Here is a 1,419-nt window from a genome sequence, read left to right as displayed (position 1 = left end):
ACGGCCAATGGGTGGCTGGCCACAGCCGCTTTGCCGTGCACGACCCGGCCACCGGCGCCCTGCTCGCCCAGGTCGCCAACCTGGGCCCCCAGGACGCCCAGGCCGCCATCGCCGCCGCCAATGCCGCCTGGCCTGCCTGGCGCTCCAAGACCGCCAAGGAGCGCTCCATCCTGCTGCGCAAGTGGTATGACCTGCTCATGCAGCACCAGGACGACATCGGCCGCATCATGACGGCCGAGCAGGGCAAGCCCCTGCCCGAGGCCAAGGGCGAGGTGGCCTATGGCGCCAGCTTCGTCGAGTGGTTCGCCGAGGAGGCCAAGCGCGTCAATGGCGAGACGCTGCCGCAGTTCGACAACAACCGGCGCCTCTTGGTGCTCAAGCAGCCCATCGGCGTGTGCGCCGCCATCACGCCCTGGAACTTCCCCCTGGCCATGATCACGCGCAAGGTCGCCCCGGCCCTGGCCGCCGGCTGCCCGGTGGTCATCAAGCCGGCCGAGCTCACGCCGCTCACGGCCCTGGCCGCGGCCGAGCTGGCGGTGCGTGCGGGCATTCCGGCCGGTGTGCTCAATATCCTCAGCGCCGATGCCGCCAATTCCATTGCCATCGGCAAGGTGCTGTGCGAGAGCGATGTGGTGCGCCACATCAGCTTTACCGGCAGCACGGAGGTGGGCCGCATCCTCATGGCGCAGAGCGCGCCCACGGTCAAGAAGATGTCGCTGGAGCTCGGCGGCAACGCGCCTTTCATCGTGTTTGACGATGCCGACATCGACAGCGCTGTGGAAGGGGCCTTTGCCAGCAAGTACCGCAATGCGGGCCAGACCTGCGTGTGCTCCAACCGCTTCTATGTGCAGGAGGGGGTGTACGAGGAGTTCGTGCAGAAGTTCGCCGCCAAGGTCCAGACGGCCAAGGTGGGCAATGGCTTCGAGGAGGGGGTGAACCAGGGGCCGCTGATCGAGGAGGCCGCGCTGGAGAAGGTGCAGCGCCATGTGGAGGACGCCATCGCCAAGGGCGGCCAGGTGCTCACCGGCGGCAAGCGCCTGTCCTCCCTAGGCTCGGGCCAGTTCTACGAGCCCACGGTGGTGGCCGGCGCCACGCCCGACATGCTGTGCGCGCGCGAGGAGACCTTCGGCCCGTTCGCCCCGGTGTTCAAGTTCCAGACCGAGCAGGAGGCCATCGCCGCGGCCAACAACACCGAGTTCGGGCTGGCGAGCTACTTCTACTCGCGCGACGTGGGCCGCATCTTCCGCGTCAGCGAGGCGCTGGAGTACGGCATGGTGGGTATCAACGTGGGCATCCTGGCCACCGAGCACGTGCCCTTTGGCGGCGTCAAGCAGTCCGGCCTGGGCCGCGAGGGCTCGCACCATGGCATGGACGACTACGTCGAGATCAAGTACCTCTGCGTGGGCGATATCCTCAAGT

Annotated in this window: 1 protein-coding gene; it reads left to right on the top strand. The window is 67.9% G+C overall.

Annotation, left to right across the window (positions count from 1 at the left end; all coding sequences use genetic code 11):
* Positions 1-1,419, top strand: a 1,419-nt coding sequence (locus CGR01S_RS16035; RefSeq protein ID WP_042429692.1) for an NAD-dependent succinate-semialdehyde dehydrogenase, incomplete at both ends; no start/stop codon positions are given.

Origin of the sequence: Comamonas granuli NBRC 101663 (genome assembly GCF_000739995.1) — a bacterium.
GTDB lineage: Bacteria > Pseudomonadota > Gammaproteobacteria > Burkholderiales > Burkholderiaceae_C > Simplicispira > Simplicispira granuli.
This window is presented reverse-complemented; position numbering and strand designations above follow the sequence as displayed.